The 13,850-nt window shown below is 65.6% G+C and carries 16 protein-coding genes; 4 read left to right on the plus strand and 12 right to left on the minus strand.

The annotated features are described in order from the left end of the window. Positions 1-22: 22 nt before the first annotated feature. From paaI to paaA, 8 genes are all read right to left on the minus strand, one after another. Positions 23-493 carry a hydroxyphenylacetyl-CoA thioesterase PaaI gene (gene paaI, locus HV786_RS20950; protein ID WP_056322752.1) on the minus strand — a complete coding sequence of 157 codons (471 nt, stop codon included), beginning with the start codon at positions 491-493 and terminating at the stop codon, positions 23-25. Beyond that, complete coding sequence (gene paaG / locus HV786_RS20955; protein WP_128827756.1) at positions 493-1,281, minus strand: 2-(1,2-epoxy-1,2-dihydrophenyl)acetyl-CoA isomerase PaaG; 789 nt, start codon at positions 1,279-1,281, stop codon at positions 493-495. Before paaG ends, paaI begins: the two co-directional genes overlap by 1 nt. 15 nt (positions 1,282-1,296) lie before the next feature. Then, complete coding sequence (gene paaN, locus HV786_RS20960; protein ID WP_128827755.1) at positions 1,297-2,961, minus strand: phenylacetic acid degradation protein PaaN; 1,665 nt, start codon at positions 2,959-2,961, stop codon at positions 1,297-1,299. A gap of 47 nt (positions 2,962-3,008) precedes the next feature. Next, positions 3,009-4,097 (minus strand): 1,2-phenylacetyl-CoA epoxidase subunit PaaE, encoded by a 1,089-nt coding sequence (gene paaE, locus HV786_RS20965; protein ID WP_056322336.1) that lies wholly within the window; start codon positions 4,095-4,097, stop codon positions 3,009-3,011. Between the two features lie 14 nt (positions 4,098-4,111). Beyond that, complete coding sequence (gene paaD / locus HV786_RS20970; protein ID WP_056322749.1) at positions 4,112-4,618, minus strand: 1,2-phenylacetyl-CoA epoxidase subunit PaaD; 507 nt, start codon at positions 4,616-4,618, stop codon at positions 4,112-4,114. Continuing rightward, a complete protein-coding gene (gene paaC, locus HV786_RS20975) occupies positions 4,615-5,379 on the minus strand; it encodes a 1,2-phenylacetyl-CoA epoxidase subunit PaaC (RefSeq protein WP_062838627.1) in 765 nt (254 codons plus the stop codon). The genes paaD and paaC overlap by 4 nt, the downstream gene beginning before the upstream one ends. Before the next feature lie 16 nt (positions 5,380-5,395). Further along, positions 5,396-5,680 (minus strand): 1,2-phenylacetyl-CoA epoxidase subunit PaaB, encoded by a 285-nt coding sequence (gene paaB / locus HV786_RS20980; RefSeq protein WP_006388300.1) that lies wholly within the window; start codon positions 5,678-5,680, stop codon positions 5,396-5,398. A 194-nt stretch (positions 5,681-5,874) separates the two neighbouring features. Continuing rightward, complete coding sequence (gene paaA, locus HV786_RS20985) at positions 5,875-6,864, minus strand: 1,2-phenylacetyl-CoA epoxidase subunit PaaA (protein WP_056322331.1); 990 nt, start codon at positions 6,862-6,864, stop codon at positions 5,875-5,877. A gap of 172 nt (positions 6,865-7,036) precedes the next feature. Here paaA and paaX point away from each other — a divergent pair, with 172 nt between their 5' ends. Further along, positions 7,037-7,966, plus strand: coding sequence for a phenylacetic acid degradation operon negative regulatory protein PaaX (gene paaX, locus HV786_RS20990; protein WP_128827754.1), 930 nt, complete (start codon positions 7,037-7,039; stop codon positions 7,964-7,966). A gap of 23 nt (positions 7,967-7,989) precedes the next feature. Here paaX and HV786_RS20995 read toward each other — a convergent pair whose 3' ends face one another. Beyond that, positions 7,990-8,628 (minus strand): NAD(P)H-hydrate epimerase, encoded by a 639-nt coding sequence (locus HV786_RS20995; protein WP_128827753.1) that lies wholly within the window; start codon positions 8,626-8,628, stop codon positions 7,990-7,992. A gap of 59 nt (positions 8,629-8,687) precedes the next feature. Next, positions 8,688-9,233 (minus strand): oligoribonuclease, encoded by a 546-nt coding sequence (gene orn, locus HV786_RS21000; RefSeq protein ID WP_062838623.1) that lies wholly within the window; start codon positions 9,231-9,233, stop codon positions 8,688-8,690. A gap of 61 nt (positions 9,234-9,294) precedes the next feature. On the opposite strand from orn, the gene HV786_RS21005 reads away from it, so the two are divergent. Both HV786_RS21005 and rsgA read left to right on the plus strand, forming a co-directional pair. Continuing rightward, positions 9,295-10,545, plus strand: coding sequence for a M48 family metallopeptidase (locus HV786_RS21005; protein WP_128827752.1), 1,251 nt, complete (start codon positions 9,295-9,297; stop codon positions 10,543-10,545). After that, positions 10,542-11,444, plus strand: coding sequence for a ribosome small subunit-dependent GTPase A (gene rsgA, locus HV786_RS21010; RefSeq protein WP_108696455.1), 903 nt, complete (start codon positions 10,542-10,544; stop codon positions 11,442-11,444). The genes HV786_RS21005 and rsgA overlap by 4 nt, the downstream gene beginning before the upstream one ends. 82 nt (positions 11,445-11,526) lie before the next feature. On the opposite strand, the gene HV786_RS21015 is transcribed toward rsgA, so the two are convergent. Then, entirely contained in the window at positions 11,527-12,258 is a 732-nt protein-coding gene (locus HV786_RS21015; protein WP_128827751.1) for a CoA pyrophosphatase, read from the minus strand. Between the two features lie 124 nt (positions 12,259-12,382). Continuing rightward, on the minus strand, positions 12,383-12,763 hold the full coding sequence (rplS, locus tag HV786_RS21020; protein WP_056322312.1) for a 50S ribosomal protein L19: 381 nt from the start codon (positions 12,761-12,763) through the stop codon (positions 12,383-12,385). 213 nt (positions 12,764-12,976) lie between these two features. Here rplS and HV786_RS21025 point away from each other — a divergent pair, with 213 nt between their 5' ends. Continuing rightward, positions 12,977-13,849 (plus strand): DMT family transporter, encoded by an 873-nt coding sequence (locus HV786_RS21025; RefSeq protein ID WP_108696456.1) that lies wholly within the window; start codon positions 12,977-12,979, stop codon positions 13,847-13,849. Position 13,850: the final 1 nt, after the last annotated feature.

The raw sequence follows: 13,850 nt of genomic DNA on the forward strand, positions 1-13,850 counted from the left end.
TCTCTTTGGTTCTGTAATGCAGTCAGGCGTCCGTGGGCGTCCCGACGATCTGGCCCTTGATGCGGTACGAACGTCCTCGGAACAAGGCCACGTTGCGGCCGTCCTGGTTGGTCACGGTGACGTCGTAGACGCCGGTGCGGCCAGCGAGCGAACGCTCCTGGGCCACGGCGGTCAGCAGGTCGCCCTCGAATCCCGGCGCCAGATAGTCGATCGTGCAACCCGACGCCACGGTGCTGACGTTGCGGGAATTGCACGAGAACGCGAAGGCGCTGTCGGCCAGGGCGAAGATGAAGCCGCCATGGCAGGTCTTGTGGCCGTTCAGCATGTCGGGCCGTACCCGCATGGTCAGCCGCGCGTAGCCCGGCGCCATTTCCTCGATCTTCATGTCCAGGCCTTGCGAGGCCGCGTCGCCGGCATACATCACCGAGCCCACGGCCTGCGCCAGTTCCTGCGGATCGGCCGGCACTTCAACGGGGGGAACGTGGACGCCCATCATTGCCCCTTGAACTGCGGTTCGCGTTTGCCCAGGAACGCGGCCACGCCTTCGGCATAGTCGGCGCTGCGGCCCAGTTCGCGCATCATGTCGCGTTCCAGGTCCAGCTGCGTGGACAGGTCATTGCCCAGGCTGGCCTGCAGCGCCCGCTTGGTGAACGCCAGGCCCTTGGTGGGCGCGGTCGCGAAATGCGTGGCCAGGCGCTCCAGCGCGCCGTCGAATTCCTCGTCGGCCACGCATTGCCAGATCAGGCCCCACTCTTCTGCCTGCTTGGCGCTCAGCTTGTCGCCCAGCATGGCCAGGCCCATGGCGCGGGCGCGGCCCACCAGACGGGGCAGCGCGAACGTGCCGCCCGTATCCGGAATGAGCCCCAGGCGGCAGAACGACTGGATGAAGTTGGCCGACGCCTTGGCGATGACGATGTCGCCCGCAAACGCCAGATTGGCTCCCGCCCCCGCGGCCACGCCGTTCACGCCCACCACGACCGGCATGGGCAAGGCGCCCAGCCGGCGCACCAGCGGCGCGTAGAACTTGTCGACGGTCTCGCCCAGATCGGGCGGCGTGCCGTCGGGCGCGGGCTTGCGCTCGCTCAGGTCCTGGCCGGCGCAGAAACCGCGGCCGGCGCCCGTCAGCACCAGCACGCGCGCGCCTTCGGTTTCGACGCGGGTCAGCGCGTCGGCCACTTCCGCGTGCATGTTGGCCGTGAAGCTGTTGAGCTTGTCCGGGCGGTTAAGCGTCAGGCGCGCGATGCCGCCGGACAGGTCGAATTGAATATCCTGGTAGGTCATGTGCGATCGCCCGGCTTAGATGTGACGGCGGGTTTGCACCACGCGGAAGCGGTTGGAGACGAACGCCGTGTCCGACAGCGCCGCGTTGGCCGCCGGGTTGGCGCCGGTGCCGTGGAAGTCGCTGAAGGCCGCGGTCTGGTTGACGAACACCGCGCCGGTCAGATTCAGCGACAGCGACACGCCCGACACTTCGGCGGCGTCCTGGATCTGCTCGGCCACGCGCTCGTCCGTGGTGTAGGCGGACAGGGACAGCGCGCCATGCTCGATGACGCTGTCGCGCGCCAGCTGGATGCTGTGAGCCGTGGAATCGGTGGCCACCACAAACGCGATGGGGCCGAACCACTCCTGACTGAGCGCCGGGTTGCCGGCCTCGGTGCGCAGCAAGAGCGGCGTGCGCACGCGCGCGTTCTCGAACTGCGGATGGACCAGCGTCTTGCTGTCGGCCACGACGGGCAGACCCAAGGCGCGCGCCTTCTCGATGCGCTCGACGATGCCTTCGTTCTGGATGGCGCCCGTCAGTTCGACGGCCTTGGCGGCATCGGCGCCGACCTTTTCCAGCGCCACACCCAACGCGGCGGCCACGTCGTCGAAGCTGACACGGCCTTCGGGCGTGTTGATGCCGTCGCGCGGCACGTAGATGTTCTGCGGCGCGGTGCACATCTGGCCGGAATACAGGGCCAGCGAGAACGCCAGGTTGCGGGCCACGCCCTTCAGGTCCGAGGTCGAATCGATGATGACCTGGTTCACGCCGGCCTTCTCGGTGTAGACCTGGGCCTGGCGCGCATTGTTCTCGAGCCAGTCGCCGTTGGCGGTGCTGCCGGTGAAGTCGACGATCTTGACCGCCGGGTCCAGCGCCAGCTTCTGCGCGGTGTCGTCGCCCGCTTCATGGGCGGCAAGCTGCACGACGTCGGGATCGAAGCCGGCTTCCTGCAGCACTTCGCGCGCCACCTTCACGGTGATGGCCAGCGGCAGGATCGCGCCCGGGTGCGGCTTGACGATGACGGTGTTGCCCGTTGCCAGGCTGGCAAACAGCCCGGGATAGCCGTTCCACGTCGGGAAGGTCGAGCAGCCGATCACCAGCGCGACGCCGCGCGGCACGATCGTGAAGTGCTTTTCCATGCGAATGGGATCGTTCTTGCCCTGCGGCTTTTCCCAGACGGCGACGCCCGGAATGCGCGACATTTCCTGCCAGGCGTAGGTGACGGCTTCAAAGCCGCGGTCCTGCGCGTGGGGGCCGCCGGCCTGGAAGGCCATCATGAAGCCCTGGCCGGTGGTGTGCTGGACCGCGTAGGCGATCTGGAAGCTGAGCTTGTTCAGGCGCGCCAGAATTTCCAGCGACACGCCCACCCAGGCGTGGGGACCGGCGCGGCGCCAGTCTTGCAGCGCGCGCTTGGAAGCGGCGATCAGCTTGTCGGCCGGCACGCGCGGATAGGTGATGCCCAGGTCGAAACCATAGGGCGATTTTTCGCCGCCCACCACGCCGTCGGCATCGTGCAGGTTCAGCGGAAAGGGCTTGCCCTTGAGGGCTTCAAAGGCGGCGCGGCCCTCGTCGTTGGCGGTCTCGCCATAGTTGCGCGGGCTGGGCGACTCGGCAAACGGGCTCCAGTAGCCGCGCAGCGCGGCGGCTGCCAGGGATTGTTCCAGCAGGGGCTGGTGGCGTTCGAAGAATTTCTGGGACACGCTTGTCTCTCCAATAAGATTTGAATGCTTGCCTGGCGCGCGCCGGGTCAGGTTTCCTGGTCGAAGTCGATGACCAGCCGGTCGCTGACCGGGAAGCTCTGGCAGCTCAGGATGAACCCGCGCGCGACCTCATAGTCTTCAAGGGCGAAGTTGGCGTCCATGTCCACCTCGCCTTCAATCACCTTGCAGCGGCAGGTGGAACACACCCCGCCCTTGCACGAATACGGCAGTTCGATGCCCTGCGCCAGCGCCGAATCCAGCACGCTGTCCTTGTTCTTGTCGATGACGAACATGCGGCTATGCCCGTCCTGCACCACGGTGACCTCGCACTGTCCCTTGCCGGGTGCCTGGCGGGCGTCCTGGCCGGTGCGCAGCGCGCGCGGGCCCTTCGGCGCGCCGAAGAGTTCGAACTTGATGTTCGACTTCGGGATGCCGCGCGCCTGCAACCGTTCGACCACGCTCTCCGTCATGGTCTGGGGACCGCACACAAAAGCGTAATCGATATCCTCGGGGCTCATCCAGGCCGACATGAGCTGATCGACCTTGTCCCCGTCCAGGCGCCCGTTGAAGAGCTCGATGTCCTGCGTCTCGCGGCTCATGACGTAGACCAGCGAAAAGCGGTCCATGTACAGGTTCTTCAGGTCTTCGATTTCCTCGCGGAACAGCACCGCGGACGACGCGCGGTTGCCGAAGAACAGGGTGAACTTGCTCTTGGGTTCGGTCGACAGCGCCGTCTTGACCAGCGAAAACACCGGGGTGATGCCGCTGCCCACTGCGAAGGCCACGTAGTGGCGCTGGTTCTCGGGCGAGAAATCCACGGTGAAGTTGCCGGCCGGCGCCATGACTTCGAGCGTCTGGCCAGGCTGCAATTCGTGATTGGCCCAACTGGAGAACACGCCCTCGTCGACCTTCTTGATCGCCACGCGCAGGAGCTTGTCGCGCGGCGCCGAACAGATCGAATACGAACGGCGCAGTTCTTCGCCGTTGAGCTGCGTGCGCAGCGTCAGGTACTGGCCGGGCTGGAAGGCAAATTCTTCCGTCAGCGCCTCGGGCAGGTCGAAGGTCACGACCACGGCGTCGCGCGTGTTGCGCGCGACGGACGCCACCTTCAATGCATGGAATTGGTTCTGGCTCATCTCGAAACCACTCTTTAGTGAGTCTTGAAATAATCGAAGGGCTCGCGGCACGAGACGCAGCGATACAGCGCCTTGCACGACGTGGACCCGAAATTGCTGACCAGGCGCGTGTCGCGCGACCCGCAGCGCGGGCAGGCGATGGCCGGCGCGGCCGCGCGGCGGCTGATGCCCGAAATGTCGATGGCGCGTTCGGCGGGCGCCGCGATGCCGTAACCCTTGAGGGCTTCGCGGCCTTTTTCGGTCATCCAGTCGGTCGTCCAGGCGGGCGCGAGGCGCGTTTCCACGCGGACCTCGGGCACGCCGTGGCGTTCGAGCGTCTGGCGGATGTCCTGCGTGATTTCGCGCATGGCGGGGCAGCCCGAATAGGTCGGCGTGATGACGACGACACAGGCGTCGCCGTCCCACGACACATCGCGCACCACGCCCAGATCCACCACGGACAGCACGGGGATCTCCGGATCGGGAACCTCCTGCAGCCAGGCATAGACCTGGTCGGCGGAAATGGGCGCGAGCGCGTTCACCACGTGGCTCCCGGGTAGGCGCGGGGCAGGTATTGCATTTCGGCCAGCACGTAGCCCAGCGCCTCGGTGTGCTTGCCCTGGCGTCCGCCGCGGTGCGCCGCGTGGTTTGCGGCCGCCTCGTCGGGCACCGTCAAGGTGGCTTCTTCCAGCACTTCGCGCACATGCGCAAGCCACGGCTGGCGCAGCGCGGCCAGCTCACAGCCGATGCCGCGCGCCGCGAGGTCCTGGTCGATGGCGTCATCGGCAAAGAGCTCGCCGGTGAAACGCCACGCGTCGTCGATGGCGGCCTGCATCTTGGCGTGGCTTTCGGCCGTGCCGTCGCCCAGACGCACCACCATGTCGGAGGAACGCCGCACGTGATAGGTCACTTCCTTGAGCGACTTGGCCGCGATGGCCGCAACGCGCTCGTCGGCGGACGTCTCCAGGCGCTGCAGCAGGAAGTAATGCCACACGTCGAACAGGAATTGCCGCGCCATGGTGTCGGCGTAGTTGCCGTTGTCGCGTTCGACCAGCAGCGCGTTGCGGAATTCGTGCGCGTCGCGCAGATAGGCCAGCGCGTCCTCGTCGCGGCCCGCGCCCTCGACCTCGCCGGCCAGCGTCAGCCACATGCGGGCCTGGCCCAGCAGGTCCAGCGCCGTGTTGGTCAGCGCCAGGTCTTCTTCCAGGATCGGACCGTGGCCCGTCCAGGCGCCCAGCCGCTGCGACAGGATGAGCGACGTGTCGCCCAGACGCAGCAGGTATTCAAAGAGTGCTTTATCCATGTCTCCCCCACCCGCCTTACATGTGCTTGATTTCTTCAGGCATCGGGAAGAAGGTCGGATGCCGGTAGACCTTGCTGTTGGCCGGCTCGAACAGCGGATCCTTGTCGCCCGGGCTGCTGGCCGAAATATCGGAGGCGCGCACCACCCAGATGCTCAGGCCCTCGTTGCGGCGCGTATACACGTCGCGGGCATGATTGATCGCCATTTCCGCATCCGGGGCATGCAGGCTGCCCACGTGCTTGTGCGCCAGGCCGTGCTGGCTGCGGATGAAGACTTCCCACAGAGGCCAGTCTTTGCTCATGATGGATTTCCTCAAATGCCGGGTGCGCATCGCACGGCCGGTCTGCAATAAATAAAAAGAAGGTGTCCAGAAATTCACGCATCCCGAAGCGCCAGCAAGGGCCAGCGGGGCCGCGCGGATCCGGGCTCCGCCGGTCCGCTGCGGCGCCCCCCTGGGGGGGAAGCGCGCAGCGCTCCGGGGGGGGGGGAACAACCTCAAGCGGCTTTACGGGCGGACTGCTTTTCGGCGTGGGCGACCAGCGCGTCGCGCACCCAGGCGCCGTCCTCGTGCGCCTTGACGCGCGCGGCGAGGCGTTCGCGGTTGCAGGGGCCGTTGCCCTTGAGCACGGCGTAGAACTCGGTCCAGTCGATTTCGCCGAAGTCGTAGTGACCGCGCTCGGCGTTCCACTTCAGGTCAGGATCCGGGACGGTCAGGCCCAGGTACTCGGCCTGGGGCACGGTCTGGTCCACCATCTTCTGGCGCAGCTCGTCGTTCGAGAAGAGCTTGATCTTCCAGGCCATCGATTGGGCGCTGTTGGGCGAATCCGCATCCGACGGGCCGAACATCATCAGGGCCGGCCACCACCAGCGGTTCAGCGAGTCCTGCACCATGGCCTTCTGTTCGGGCGTGCCGTGCAGGCACATCTGCATGAGCAGGTCATAGCCCTGGCGCTGGTGGAAGGACTCTTCCTTACAGACACGCACCATGGCCCGCGCGTACGGGCCGTACGAACAACGGCACAGGGGGATCTGGTTGATGATCGCCGAGCCGTCGACCAGCCAGCCGATCATGCCGATATCGGCCCAGCTGAGCGTGGGGTAATTGAAGATGCTGGAGTACTTGGCGCGCCCGGCGTGCAGGTCGTCGATCAGGTCGTCGCGCGACACGCCCAGGGTTTCCGCGGCGCTGTACAGGTAGAGCCCGTGGCCCGCTTCGTCCTGCACCTTGGCCAGAAGAATGGCCTTGCGCTTGAGGGACGGCGCGCGGGTGATCCAGTTGCCCTCGGGCAGCATGCCCACGATTTCCGAGTGCGCGTGCTGCGAGATCTGGCGAATCAGGGTCTTGCGGTAGGCCTCGGGCATCCAGTCCTTGGCCTCGATGCGGACGCCGTCGTCGATGCGCCGCTGGAACGTCTGTTCCAGGCCTTCAAGCTGGTCCGCGGTCTTGACCTGCTTGACGCCGGTTTCGACGAGTTGAGCGTACATAGTTGTCTCCTTGAGACGGTTTGCGAAAACGCAAAGCAAACGCTGCGCAGTGCCGTCATGTCATGGATCGATTATTTAATACAAAAAATTCATTGTCAAACTCAAATCTGTATCACATTGGATTTATGTATCATATCCAGCATCCCGATATCGGCCGTCCGCGGCCCTCCTTATGGCAAACCCTCAGTCGCCCCTGGCACGCGCCCTGTCCCGCTTATTGAAAAGCGATCCGCCCCGCGCGAAATCGCTCTGCGTCAGCGTGCTGGGCGATGCGCTTGCGCCCCACGGCGGCGCCATCTGGCTGGGCAGCCTGATCGAGCTGCTCGCCCCGCTGGGCATCAACGAACGCCTGCTGCGCACCAGCGTCTTTCGCCTGGTGGCGCAGAACTGGCTGCAGTCCGAACGGCACGGCCGGCGCAGCCTGTACCTGATCTCCGAGCAAGGCGCGCGATATACGTCGCACGCGTCGCAACGCATCTACGAAGGCGGCGCCAAGGAATGGAACGGGGAATGGACGCTGGTCGCGCTGCCCCGCACGGGCAACGGCCTGGCTGAACGCGGCGAGTTGCGCCGCGAACTGACTTGGGAAGGCTTCGGCATGATCGCGCCGGGGCTGTTTGCGCATCCGCACACCGAGGCGCGCGCCGCGCACGAGATCCTTGAGAAGCTGGGCATTCCGGACCGCGCCCTGGTGCTGTCGGCCCGCGATCTGGCCGGGGCCGGCGGGCTGCCCATCGCCAGCCTGGCCACCCAGTGCTGGAACCTGGACGACGTGGCCGAGCAATACCGGCAGTTCTCGCGCAATTTCGGCCCGCTGGAAAAGCTGCTGGACGACGCGCCCTCGCCCGCAGACGCATTTACCGTCCGCGTCATGGTGCTGCACAGTTGGCGCCGGATCGTCTTGCACGACCCCCAGCTTCCCGCCCCCATGCTGCCGGACAACTGGCCCGGCCACGCCGCCCGCGACCTATGCGGCCGGCTCTACTGGAAGGTATTCGATCCGTCCGAGATCCACCTGGATGCCCTGGCCGGCCAGGACAACGAACGCTATCGACCGCTGTCGCCCGAGGTCGAAACCCGGTTTGGCGGACGGCCGGCCTGACAGCCCCCCCCGGACGCGGCCGCTCAGCGGTCTGCGCTGTCGGCGGGCATGACGACGCCCAGCGTATCGACGTGGCACTCTCCGGCGGCCTCGCGCCCCGCGCCGGGAAGCGACAGCCCGCGGCTGACCGCAATGAAAGATAGCGTCCAGCGCGCCTGAATCGGCCGGCCCAGCGCCGCCCCGCTGTCGGCCTCGATGCCGCTGGGCACATCCAGCGCCAGCACCGGCACCTGCAAGGCATTGACCGCATCGATCAGGGATTGCCATTTGGCATCCAGGGGACGGTTCAGGCCGATGCCGAACAGGCCGTCTATCACCAGATCGGGGGACGGTCCACCAGGCAGGTCGTCGTGCGTGCGCGCTCGTCCGCCTACGGCCAGCCAGCCGGCCCAGGCACGGGCAGCGTCGGCGGGCAGCTTGTCGGGACCGGAGGGCAGCACCACATGGATATCGAAGCCCCGCGCCAGCAGCAGCGTGGCCGCTTCCAACGCGTCCCCGCCGTTATTGCCGGGACCGGCCAGGGCAAGCACCGACGCGTTCGCGGGCACCCGCGCCGCAACGAAGTTGGCGGCCGCGGCGCCGGCAAGCGGCATCAGGGTGCGCCCGGATGCCAGGGCGCGCTGCTCTGCAAGACGAATCTGCGCGACGGAGTAGGACGGCATAAGCGAAGCGCGGCGGCAAGGCCGTGTGTCGTTTGGAACCCGGCGGTCCGCCGCCGGTCTCAGACCTTCAGGAAGTGCTCGCGGTAGTACTTGAGTTCGTCGATGGACTCGTAGATGTCGGCCAGCGCTTCGTGGCGGCTCTTTTTCTCGAATCCCTTGTAGACGGCGGGGGCCCAGCGGCGCGCCAGCTCCTTGAGCGTGCTGACGTCCAGGTTGCGGTAATGGAAGAACTGTTCCAGGCGCGGCATGTACGCAAACATGAAACGCCGGTCCTGGCTGATGGTGTTGCCGCACATCGGCGATTTTCCGGCCGGCACATGCTGCGCAAGGAACGCCAACAGCGTATCCTCTGCCTGCGCCTCGGACACCGTGGAGGCCTTGACCTTGTCGATGAGCCCGCTTTTGCCGTGGGTGGATTTGTTCCAGTTGTCCATGGCGTCGAGCAGGCTGTCGGACTGGTGCACCACGATCACCGGCCCTTCGGCCACGACCGTCAGGTCAGGCTCGGTCACCACGACGGCGACTTCGATAATCCGTTCTTTCTCGGGGTCCAGCCCCGTCATTTCCATGTCGAGCCAGATCAGGCGGTTTTCGTTCGCAGCCATATAATTTGCCTTTAAAACACGCGATTTTCGCACATCCCTTCTTGAGCAAAACGCATTGCCCATGTTCACACTGCTGTTCGTTGCCTTCCTGCTGACCGATATTGCCGTGCGCATGTGGCTGGCGTCGCGCCAGATCCGCCACGTCGCCCGCAATCGCGACCAGGTGCCTGCGGAATTCTCCCATCGCATCGGGCTGACCAGCCACCAACGGGCGGCCGATTACACCGTGGCGCGGGTCAGGCTGGGCATGCTGGAGCGCACCTATGACGCCCTGGTGCTGGTCGCCCTGACGCTTTTGGGCGGGCTGCAGTTCATCGACCTTGCGGTCAGCCAGCTTACCAGCAACGACTTCGCGCGGCAGATGCTGCTGCTGGTGGGCGTGGCGCTGGTGCTGGGGTTGCTGGGCCTGCCCTTCACGCTCTGGCGCCAGTTCAAGCTGGAAGCGCGCTTTGGCTTTAACCGCATGACGCCCGGGCTGTTCGTGGCCGATGCCCTCAAGGGCCTCCTGGTCGCCGCCGTGCTGGGCTTGCCGCTGGCTGCCGCCGTGCTGTGGCTGATGGGCAGTGCAGGCGCCTACTGGTGGATTTGGGCCTGGGCGCTCTGGACCGTGTTCAACCTGGCGCTGCTGATCATCTACCCGATGTTCATTGCCCCCCTGTTCAATAAATTCACGCCGCTTACCGACCCCGAACTGGCCGGCCGCATCCAGCGCCTGGCCCAGCGTTGCGGCTTTGCATTGAACGGCCTGTTCGTCATGGACGGTTCGCGCCGCTCGGCGCATGGCAACGCCTACTTCACGGGCTTCGGAAAATCCCGCCGCATCGTGTTCTTCGACACGCTGCTCGCCCGCCTGAACGCGGACGAAATCGAAGCCGTGCTGGCGCACGAGCTGGGGCATTTTGCCAAGCGCCACATCATCAAGCGCGTGGTTTTCAGCTTTGCCGCCGCGCTGGTGTTCTTTGCCATCCTGGGCTGGGTCGCCCAGCAACCGTGGTTCTACGTGGGCCTGGGCGTGCTGCCGCAATTGGGCGGCCGCAACGACGCCATGGCCCTGTTGCTGTTCTTCCTGGTCATTCCCGTATTCACCTTCATGTTGACGCCTCTCGCCAGCTGGTATTCCCGCCGCGACGAATTCGAAGCGGACCGCTATGCCGCCGAGCAAAGCTCGCCGGACCGCCTGGTTTCCGCGCTGGTCAAGCTGTACGACGACAACGCCGCCACCCTGACGCCCGACCCCGTGCATTCCGCCTTCTATGACAGCCACCCGCCTGCCGCCGTGCGCATCCGCCACCTGATGGCGGCCGCCGCATGAGCGCGCCAATGGAAGGCCGCATCATCGCCGCGCATGGCCGTCACTACACCGTGGAACTGGCCGACGGCGCGCTACGCAAGTGCTTCCCGCGCGGCAAGAAGACCGGCGCCGCGGTGGGCGATCGGGTCAAGATCACGCCGCAAGGCAAGGACGAAGGCGCCATCGACGCCATCCTGCCGCGCAGCAACCTGCTCTATCGTTCCGACGAAATGCGGTCCAAGCAATTTGCGTCCAATGTGGACCAGCTGTTGATCGTCGTGGCCGTGCGGCCCACCTTTTCGGACGATCTGACGGGCCGCGCCCTGGCGGGGGCATGGAGCGCAGGCATCGCGCCGCTCATCATCCTGAACAAGACGGACCTGACCGACGAGCTGCCGGCCGCCCGCGCACGGCTTGCGCCTATCGCGGCGCTGGGCGTGGATATCATCGAACTGAGCGCGCTCGAGCCCGAAAAGGTCCACACCCTGCTCGCGCCACGCCTGGCTGGCCGCACCAACCTGCTGCTGGGGCAAAGCGGCATGGGCAAGTCCACGCTGCTGAACGCGCTGGTGCCGGACGCCGCCGCCGCCACGCGCGAGCACTCCACCGCGCTGGACATGGGCAAGCACACCACCACCAGCACCCGCCTCTACCATCTGCCGGCGCCGGGCGGCGACCTGATCGATTCGCCGGGATTCCAGGCTTTCGGGCTGCATCACCTGACCCGCGAAGACATCATCCGCGGCTTTCCGGAGTTCACGCAGCCCATCGAGGAATGCCGTTTCTACAACTGCACCCACCGCCACGAGCCCGGCTGCGGCGTGATGGCGGCGTTGCAGGCCGGCAGGATCGATCCGGCGCGCTACGCGCTCTACGAACGCATCCTTGAGGAAAACCTGGCGGGCCAGCAGCGCTACTGACGCTTGGCGCCGCGCCATTGAAAACGGCCCCAATCGGGGCCGTCAGCTTGTGCGGGTCGCGAAAACCCCTGCCCCAGGCGCGTCAGCGCGGCGTGAATCCGTGGCGCAGCAGGTGATAAAGATTGCGCAGCATTCCCGCGGTCGCGCCCCAGATGAAATGCTTGCCATACGGCATGCCGTAATACTGGCGCACCCGCCCATCATCCAGCCGGGCTTCGTACAAGCGGTGATTGGCCGGGTCCATCAGAAAGGACAGCGGCACCTCGAACACCTCGGCCACCTCGAACGCATCGGGCGCCAATTCGAACCCCGGCCGCACCAGCGACACGACGGGAATGATCGAAAAGCCAGTCGCCGTCAGGTACGGGGGCATGCTGCCCAGGACTTCCACGTGATTGGCCGGCAAGCCGGTTTCCTCTTGCGCCTCGCGCAGCGCCGCCGCCACGGGCGTGGCGTCGCTGGTCTCGATGCGACCGCCGGGAAAACTGATCTGGCCCGCGTGATCATGCAGGTGCGCGGCGCGCTGCGTCAGCATGATGTTCACGCCCTCGTCACGGGTCACCAGCGGAATCAGAACGGCGGCAGGCACCGGCGCGCCCTCTCGTCCGGGATAGCGCAGATCGTTGTCACGCGATAACTCCAGCGTCCAGGTGGACGGCTGGCTCAGCGTGCCTCGCAGCGAGTCCGGCGTGAGCAGGCGGGTCGGCACGGGCGGCAGCGCTTCGTTGGCCACCACCCACGGTTGCGTCGCGGGATCGAAGCCGGGACGCGCCAGCGGCCGTCGGGGCCGCGCGGAAGACGAGGAATCAGACATACGGCTCAGAAATAAGAAAAAAGGCACCCTCGCAGGTGCCTTTTTAACCCGGAAACCCGTGCCGGACGGAAACGCGGGTTGGCGTGTACGTCCGACACTGGCAGGGCCGTGTACCGATAAGCGATCAAGCCGCGTTGGCTTGCTTGCTGACCAGCTTTTCCTTGATGCGAGCCGACTTGCCCGAGCGCGAGCGCAGGTAGTACAGCTTGGCGCGGCGCACGTCGCCGCGGCGCTTCACTTCGATGCTGGCGATTTGCGGCGAGTACAGCTGGAACGTACGTTCCACGGCTTCACCCGACGAAATCTTGCGCACGGTGAACGCGGAGTTCAGACCGCGATTGCGCTTGGCAATCACAACGCCTTCGAAAGCCTGCACGCGCTTGCGGGTGCCTTCGACAACGTTGACGCTCACGATGACGGTGTCACCAGGAGCAAATTCAGGCTTGGCTTGACCGCCGGTCAGACGGGCAATTTCTTCCTGTTCCAGGATAGCGATGAGGTTCATGTGAACTCCTAGATCATCATGCCTTTGCGGGGTAATACTTTTTGCCGTTCAGTATTGTGAGTGCTATGCCGCAAGCAGAGGATGAGATTTGGCAAACCAATGATTCTACACCAAAAATTCCGCTAAGCCTCGGGTAACATGTGCGCCTTGAGCATGGTTTGCGGTACCCTTCCAACTCCCTGTAACAAACACGTCATCTGACGCTGTTCCCTCATGTCGTACTCGTCCCTGTTATTGGTCGTCCTGGCGGCGATGGCCCACGCCACGTGGAACCTCCTTGCCAAGCGCGCGGCCATGGTGGGCGCGCCCTTCGTCTTCGCGTACGGCCTGTGCGCCTCGGTGCTGTACGCGCCCTGGGTGATCTGGGTGTTGATGCACGACGGCATGAACTGGACCTGGCCCGTCGTCGGGGCAATCCTGGCGTCCAGCCTGTTGCATCTGGGCTACAGCCTGTGCCTGCAACGCGGCTATCAAGTGGCCGACCTGTCCGTGGTCTATCCGATTGCCCGGGGCACCGGCCCGCTGCTTTCCACCACGGGCGCCTTTCTGCTCTTGGGAGAACCAGCCACCAGCACCGGGATCGCGGGCATGCTGTGCGTGGTGGCCGGCGTGCTGCTGATCGCCACCCAGGGACGGCTGGCCATCTTCAAGCAGCCGCAGGCGTGGATCGGCGTGCGCTGGGGTGTGGTGATCGGCCTGTTCATCGCCGCCTACACGGTGGTAGACGCGTACGGCGTAAAAGTGCTGCTGATCAGCCCGGTGCTGTTCGACTGGTTCACCTGTGTAACCCGCACCGCGATGATGACGCCCCATATGCTGCGCCGCCCCACGCATTCGTGGGAATCCATGCGCGGACATTGGCACCTGGCGCTGGCCGTGGGTTTTTTGTCGCCGCTGGGATACATCCTGGTGCTGTATGCATTGCGCAACGGCGCGCCGCTGAGCCTGGTGGCGCCTGCCCGCGAAATGTCCATGATGCTCGGCACCCTGGCCGGCATGTTCCTGCTGCGTGAAAAAGTGGGCGTCGGCCGTCTGGCCGGTTGCGTGTCCATTCTGGCGGGCGTGATCCTGTTGGGATCGAGCTGAC

The sequence above is a fragment of the Achromobacter mucicolens genome (assembly GCF_902859725.1).
In the GTDB taxonomy this organism is placed as follows: domain Bacteria; phylum Pseudomonadota; class Gammaproteobacteria; order Burkholderiales; family Burkholderiaceae_B; genus Achromobacter; species Achromobacter mucicolens.

Coding starts and splice junctions, on each gene's coding strand:
- paaB (WP_006388300.1), bottom strand. CDS start 5,680: ATGAGCAAAGACTGGCCTCTGTGGGAAGTCTTCATCCGCAGCCAGCAC.
- paaC (WP_062838627.1), bottom strand. CDS start 5,379: ATGGATAAAGCACTCTTTGAATACCTGCTGCGTCTGGGCGACACGTCG.
- rplS (WP_056322312.1), bottom strand. CDS start 12,763: ATGAACCTCATCGCTATCCTGGAACAGGAAGAAATTGCCCGTCTGACC.
- paaE (WP_056322336.1), bottom strand. CDS start 4,097: ATGAGCCAGAACCAATTCCATGCATTGAAGGTGGCGTCCGTCGCGCGC.
- paaG (WP_128827756.1), bottom strand. CDS start 1,281: ATGACCTACCAGGATATTCAATTCGACCTGTCCGGCGGCATCGCGCGC.
- HV786_RS21015 (WP_128827751.1), bottom strand. CDS start 12,258: ATGTCTGATTCCTCGTCTTCCGCGCGGCCCCGACGGCCGCTGGCGCGT.
- paaX (WP_128827754.1), top strand. CDS start 7,037: ATGGCAAACCCTCAGTCGCCCCTGGCACGCGCCCTGTCCCGCTTATTG.
- rsgA (WP_108696455.1), top strand. CDS start 10,542: ATGAGCGCGCCAATGGAAGGCCGCATCATCGCCGCGCATGGCCGTCAC.
- HV786_RS21005 (WP_128827752.1), top strand. CDS start 9,295: ATGTTCACACTGCTGTTCGTTGCCTTCCTGCTGACCGATATTGCCGTG.
- HV786_RS20995 (WP_128827753.1), bottom strand. CDS start 8,628: ATGCCGTCCTACTCCGTCGCGCAGATTCGTCTTGCAGAGCAGCGCGCC.
- paaA (WP_056322331.1), bottom strand. CDS start 6,864: ATGTACGCTCAACTCGTCGAAACCGGCGTCAAGCAGGTCAAGACCGCG.
- HV786_RS21025 (WP_108696456.1), top strand. CDS start 12,977: ATGTCGTACTCGTCCCTGTTATTGGTCGTCCTGGCGGCGATGGCCCAC.
- orn (WP_062838623.1), bottom strand. CDS start 9,233: ATGGCTGCGAACGAAAACCGCCTGATCTGGCTCGACATGGAAATGACG.
- paaI (WP_056322752.1), bottom strand. CDS start 493: ATGGGCGTCCACGTTCCCCCCGTTGAAGTGCCGGCCGATCCGCAGGAA.